4 protein-coding genes and 1 pseudogene are annotated in these 6,665 nt (G+C 40.8%); all 5 read right to left on the reverse strand.

All coding sequences use genetic code 11. The features are described from left to right. Positions 1-203 (reverse strand): transposase family protein (locus tag D3222_RS23180; protein ID WP_198672891.1); only part of this gene is annotated, 203 nt, incomplete at its 3' end. Positions 204-748: 545 nt separating this feature from the next. Beyond that, entirely contained in the window at positions 749-2,062 is a 1,314-nt protein-coding gene (locus D3222_RS25275) for a collagen-like triple helix repeat-containing protein (protein ID WP_157975418.1), read from the reverse strand. A gap of 348 nt (positions 2,063-2,410) precedes the next feature. Then, positions 2,411-3,733: a collagen-like protein gene (locus D3222_RS25280; protein ID WP_157975419.1), complete on the reverse strand. Its 1,323-nt coding sequence runs from the start codon at positions 3,731-3,733 to the stop codon at positions 2,411-2,413. A gap of 604 nt (positions 3,734-4,337) precedes the next feature. After that, a complete protein-coding gene (locus D3222_RS25285) occupies positions 4,338-5,636 on the reverse strand; it encodes a collagen-like triple helix repeat-containing protein (protein WP_157975420.1) in 1,299 nt (432 codons plus the stop codon). A 587-nt stretch (positions 5,637-6,223) separates the two neighbouring features. Beyond that, positions 6,224-6,665 (reverse strand): annotated as a pseudogene (locus tag D3222_RS23215) (hypothetical protein); the annotation flags it as partial.

Raw genomic sequence — 6,665 nt, forward strand, 5'->3', positions numbered from 1 at the left:
AAGCCGGTTTGAAAAAATCCCTTTTCCTGAAGCCAGTTGATGCGCATATTCCCAAAGTCTTCGATATCTTCCCAACCTTCAGCGCCCGTCAAGACGGCACACATTGTCAGAAAAAGGACATCAAACAGGGGATAGCTGATTTTGGCAGACTGGCGAGGATCGTTGATTTCACCGAAATGCTGAGAAAAAGCATCGAGTTCCATTAGGGTACTCCCGAAAAAAAGGAGTATAAGATCACAACTGAATTCGTGGGTCAAATGGATTAATATTGATTAAATAACGTTCGTGATCTCACCCTGTATATTTATCTCATGAGGTATTATTATAAAATACAAATAAAAACAACAAATAGGATTGTATTTTTCAAAAATTACAACAAGATAGAAACCTATAGATATTATTGAATAATAAAATTATGAACGTAATTTAAATTAAGAGTATAAAACAATCCTTCTTTACAAGAAGAAGATTTTTTACGAACAGATTTCAACCTTTGAATAAACTCATTTTACAAATAAATACTTAAATAATCGACAGAAAGGCCAATAAGATACCAAGCCCTCCGTCATTATGTTCGAGTAAATTGGATTGTCTGGAGCAAATTGCTATCTATCACCAGTCAAACCAGATCGTTGCACTATTATAGTGACCAATATCACTATCCCTATAAACTAATACGATGCAGGCGAAAATCCGAGCTCACTCATTTCCAAACAGTTTGTGTTTAGGAAACGGAAACAAACTTTCTTTAATCGCAATCTTGCAATTTGCCATTAACATATATCCGCCCCACATTTCCTGTTCGCTCTCCTGGGTTTCCTATCCCTCCATCAATACCCGCCTGGCCAAACTTTCCGGTAAGACTCAACGTATTACCTCCATTCCCAGTATTAATCCATGAGGAACCACCATCACCGCCTTTCCCTCTCTTTCCCTGCATACCGCCAACCCCCGCAAAACCTGGTGATACCAAACATTTAATGTGTGGCTCGCCTTCGGCATAGCTAAAATATATGTCCCCCCCATCTCCACTACGACCTCCATTACCCCCATGTCCTCCATCGCCTCCATTACCTCCGTTCCCTCCATGCCCAGACTCCTGACACAGTGAATTAGTAGTAAGATAATAACGGTTATTAAAAAAACTACCATAACCCCCATCCCCCCCTTTACCACCAGGACCACCATGACCGCCCCTACCACCATTACCACCATCACCACCCGCCGACCACAAAGTTACTGTTCCCCTCACATCAGGGCATACGATAGTTAGTTTCTCCCCTGCTTTAGCGGGTTCACCATCCGCTCCATTCAATCCCGAAGAACCGTTAGTTCCATCAGAACCTGGTGAAGGGGTAGCTACACAGCTATGTTTATTCTGAAGACCAGGACTACCCTTAGCGCCATCAGCTCCATTGTTTCCATCTGTACCAACAGCACCATTGTTTCCATCTTCCCCTTTACTATTAAAATAATATGAGCTCCCTTGAATAACATCCGCTTCAATTCTACCGTTGGTGTAGCAAATAACTTTACCTTCTGGTTCAATGGTTATCTTGTTGTACACCAAGACAACAGGTTCACCATAACTATCTTTATCTCTAATAATCAATGGATTATCTTCACTTATAGTGATCTCCTCACCACTGTAGAACGCAACTTTCATCGGAAAACGCTTAGCATTAAGCATTTCTTCATAATCTTTGACCAAAGCAGAATCACCATAGATATAAGCACTAAAGGCTTTGCACAAATCAATATGATTACCAGGCACGTTTGCCAGCCGTTCAACAGAAAACGGTTCAGGCAACAAATGATGGGGTTCCATTTTTCCAGGACCATACTGACTGTCAGGTACACCTCCAAGCACTTTTAACTCTTGTATAGTTTGTACTGTAAAAAATGCAGGCGGCACAGTAGCGGTTTTCAGATCGTTAGAAAATATTACCGGTCCGTCAAAATCCGCGGTCTTAAGTTGCTTTGGCTGTCGTTCCAGACCAAACGGATGATGAGACTGATGTAATATTGTCAAAGTCTCAGTAACCGTTCTTATTTTATCCATAAGAATTCTCCTAAGTTTAAATTTATACATTTAAAACAATTTCATATATCGGTTGTCCATCTGACCAAATTCCAAAGTCTCTGTTGCTATCACTACCTGTTGTGTCACTAAATTACTAGTAGTCAGAATTTTGCCCGTAGTTGCTGACAAACCTATTTAAAAAATAGGGTGTTTTCGCATCATCGGAAATTTCAGATAGCGGGTTGTTGGCTAATGAGTTTTCTCTAATATCTAAGTAAAACAAGTTTAAATATCACCATCTCTAATAAACTAATGCGATACAAGGTCAAAATCCTAGCTCACTTGTTTCCAAACAGTTTGTGTTTAGGAAACGGAAATAAACTTTCTTTAATCGCAATCTTGCAATTTGCCGTTAACATATATCCGCCCCACATTTCCTGTTCGCTCTCCTGGCTCCCCCAGCTTTCCATCAGTACCCGCTTGACCAAACTCTCCGGTAATACTCGACGTTGTACCTCCCCCCCCAGTATTAGTCAATGTGGTGCCACCATCACCGCCTTTCCCTCTCCTTCCCGGACTGCCACCAGCTCCCGCAAAACCTGGTGATGCCAAACATTGAATGTGTGGATCGCCTTCGGCATAGCTAAAATATATGTCCCCCCCATCTCCACTACGACCTCCATTACCCCCATGTCCTCCATCACCTCCATTGCCTCCGTTCCCTCCACTCCCAGACTTACACGGAGAGCCAACAGTATGATAATTATTTAGATAACCAATAGCCTTATAAACACTACCATAACCCCCATCTCCCCCCTTACCACCATTACCTCCATGACCGCCATAACCACCGTTACCACCATTACCACCCGCCGACCACAAATTTACTGTTCCCCTCACATAAGAGCATGCAATAGTTAGTTTATCCGCCGTTTTAGCAGGTTCGCCATCCGCTCCCCGCGATCCCGAAGAACCGTTAGTTCCATCAGAACCTGATCCAGGGGCCATTGTGCAGTCATATTTATTCTGAAAACCAACATGACCCTTAACGCCATCAGCTCCACTGTTTCCATCTGCACCAGTAGCACCATCTTTTCCATCGTCCCCTTTATTGGTAAGGTGATATAAGCTCCCTTGAATAACATCCGATTCAATTCTACCGTTGGTGTAGCAAATAACTTTACCTTCTGGTTCAATGGTTATCTTGTTGTACACCAAGACAACAGGCTCACCATAGCTATCTTTATCTCTAATAATCAACGGATTATCTTTGCTTATAGTGATCTCATCGCCACTGTAGAACGCAACTTTCATCGGAAAACGCTTAGCATTAAGCATTTCTTCATAATCTTTAACCAAAGCAGAATCACCATAGATATAAGCACTAAAGGCTTTGCACAAATCAATATGATTATCATGGACATTTGCCAGTCGTTCAGCAGAAAACGGTTCAGGCAACGGATGATGGGGTTCCATTTTTCCAGGACCATACTGACTGTCAGGTATACCTCCAAGCGCTTTTAACTCTTGTATAGTTTGTACTGTAAAAAATGCAGGCGGCACAGTAGCGGTTTTCAGATCGTTAGAAAATATTACCGGTCCGTCAAAATCCGCGGTCTTAAGTTGCTTTGGCTGTCGTTCCAGACCAAACGGATGATGATTCTGATGTAATATTGCCAAAGTCTCAGCAACCGTTCTTATTTTATCCATAAGAATTCTCCTAAGTTTAAATTTATACATTTAAAACAATTTTATCTATCCGCTGTCCATCTAACCAAGTTCCAAAGTCTCTACGGCTATCACTACTGGTATGTCACCAAATTGAATTTTTCTAGCAAGAAAATATAGGCTCTTCAACAACAGCTAGGCCAGAAAAATAATTCCGACGAGAATTAATTAGGTAAATATTTATTCACTTTACAGAAAGCAATTAGATGCAATATTGAAATTACACAATTTAAAATATTAATATAAATCTCCACTTTTTCCATTAATTATGGCGAATATTTCCGTGATACATCACGACCTTTCAATAGATGCTAATTAAAAATTTCAATTTTATATTTATCTCATAAGGTATTATTAGAAAATACAAATAAAAACAATAAGAATGATTGTATTTTTCAAAAATCACAACAAGATAGCAATCTATAGATATTATTGAGCAATAAAATTATGAACGTAATTTAAATTAAGAGTAGAAAATAATTCCTCTTTACAAGAAGAGGATTTTTCCACGCATAAACTCATGCAATACAGGCTAAAACCCGAGTTCACCCATTTCCAAACAGTTTGTGTTTAAGAAACGGAACGTTCAAAGCAATTTGCCGTTGATATATATCCGCCCCCCCTTTCCTGGCTTCCCTGGCTCCCCTGACTTTCCATTAATCCCCTTTTTACCAGACCTTCCAGAACAACTTAAGTTTCTAATTCTATCCTCAATGTTATACCACGCGGAACCACCATCACCGCCTTTCCCTCCCTTTCCCGCTCTACCGCTAGCTCCCTCTAAACCTGGCATTGACCAATAACTCATGTCTGGATTACCAGTAGAATAGTTAAACTCTATGTCACCCCCATCTCCACTATGCCCCCCATTACCTCCATTCCCGCCATCCCCTCCATCTGCTCCATTCCCGCCATTCCCAGCACGATACAGTGAGCTCGTAGTAACATAACCATGACCACCACAATAACCCCCATCTCCACCATGCCCCCCATCACCACCATCACCACCATGACCGCCATTTCCCCCATCTCCCCCCTCAGACTCCAAATATATCATCCCACCCACCTGAGCAGATACGACAGTTAATTTCTCCGCCGCGCTACCTGGTTCGCCATCCGATCCTCTCATTCCCGGAGAACCTTTAGTTCCATCAGTACCTGGTGTAGGCGGAGTTACATAGGTATTTTTATTCTTAAGACCAGGTGAACCATCAACGCCATTAACTCCACTGCTCCCACTTGTACCAGTAACACCATCTTCTCCATCTACTCCTTTATTGAAAAAGTGATATGGACCGTATCCAATCCCTTGAAGGACATTCGTTTCAATCCTACCGTTGGTGTAGCAAATAACTTTGCCTTCTGGTTCAATGGTTATCTGGTTATACACCAAGACAACGGGTTCGCCATAGTTATCTTTATCCATAATAATCAAAGGATTATCTTCGCTTATAGTGATCTCCTCACCACTGTAGAACGCAATTTTCATCGGAAAACGCTTAGCATTAAGCATTTCTTCATAGTCTTTGACCAAAGCGGAATCACCATAGATATAGACACGAAAAGCTTTGCACAAATCAATATGATTTCCCGGGACGTTTGCCAGTCGTTCAGCAGAGAATGGTTCAGGTAACGGATGATATGATTCCATTTTTCCAGGGCCATACCGACTATCAGGCACACCGCCGAGTGCTTTCAGCTCTTGTATAGTTTGTACTGTAAAGAATGCAGGCGGCACAGTAGCCGTTTTCAAATCGTTAGAAAATATTACCGGCCCGTCAAAGTCCGAGGTCTTAAGTTGCTTTGGCTGTCGTTCCAGGCCAAACGGACGATGATTCTGATGTAATATTGCCAAAGTCTCAGCAACCGTTCTTATGTTATCCATGGGAATTCTCCTAAGTTTGAATTTATACATTTAGAATAACTTCATATATCAATTATCCATATGACCAAGTTCCAAAGTCTCTACTGCTATCACTACTGGTATGTCACCAAATTGAATTTTTCTGGCAAGAAAATATAGGCTCTTCAACAATAGATAGGCCAGAAAAATAATTCCGACGAGAATTAATTAGGTAAGTATTTATTCACTTTACAGAAAGCAATTAGATGCAACATTTAAATTACGCCATTTAAAATACTAATGTAATTTCTCATTTTTTCTATTAATTATGAAGGATATTTTTGTGATATATCACGATATTTAAATATGCACCAATCAAAAATTTCAATTTTATATTTATCTCATAAGGTATTATTAGAAAACACAAATAAAAGCAATAAGAATGATTATATTTTTCAAAAATCACAACAAGATAGCAATCTATAGATATTATTGAGCAATAAAATTATGAACGTAATTTAAATTAAGAATAGAAAATAATTCCTCTTTACAAGAAGAGGATTTTTCCACGAATAAACTCATGTGATGCAGACGAAAACCCGAACTTACTCATTCCCAAACATATGTATTTAGGAGACGGAACGTTCACGCAATTTGCCGTTGACATATATCCGCCCCTTCTTTCCTGGCTTCCCTGGCTCCCCCGGCTTTCCATCAATACCCTTTTTACCTGGCCTTCCAGAACAACTTAAGTTTCTAGTTTTATCCTCAATATTACACCACGAGGAACCACCATCACCGCCTTTACCTCCCTTTCCCGATCTACCGCCAGCTCCTCCCGAACCTGGGTTTGACGAATAACTAATTTGTGGATAACCAGCAGAATAGTTAAACTCTATGTCACCTCCATCTCCACTATTCCCCCCATTACCTCCATTCCCGCCATCGCCTCCATCTGCTCCATTCCCTCCATACCCAGAATTACACCGTGTGCTAGTAGCAACACGACGATTACCACTATAAATACTGCCATACCCGCCATCACCACCATACCCCCCACAACCCCCATTA

Origin of the sequence: Photorhabdus sp. CRCIA-P01 (assembly GCF_003545805.1) — a bacterium.
Taxonomy (GTDB): domain Bacteria; phylum Pseudomonadota; class Gammaproteobacteria; order Enterobacterales; family Enterobacteriaceae; genus Photorhabdus; species Photorhabdus antumapuensis.

Excerpts from the sequence above, each read along its gene's own strand:
- D3222_RS25275 (WP_157975418.1), bottom strand. The coding sequence starts at position 2,062 with ATGGATAAAATAAGAACGGTTACTGAGACTTTGACAATATTACATCAG.
- D3222_RS25280 (WP_157975419.1), bottom strand. The coding sequence starts at position 3,733 with ATGGATAAAATAAGAACGGTTGCTGAGACTTTGGCAATATTACATCAG.
- D3222_RS25285 (WP_157975420.1), bottom strand. The coding sequence starts at position 5,636 with ATGGATAACATAAGAACGGTTGCTGAGACTTTGGCAATATTACATCAG.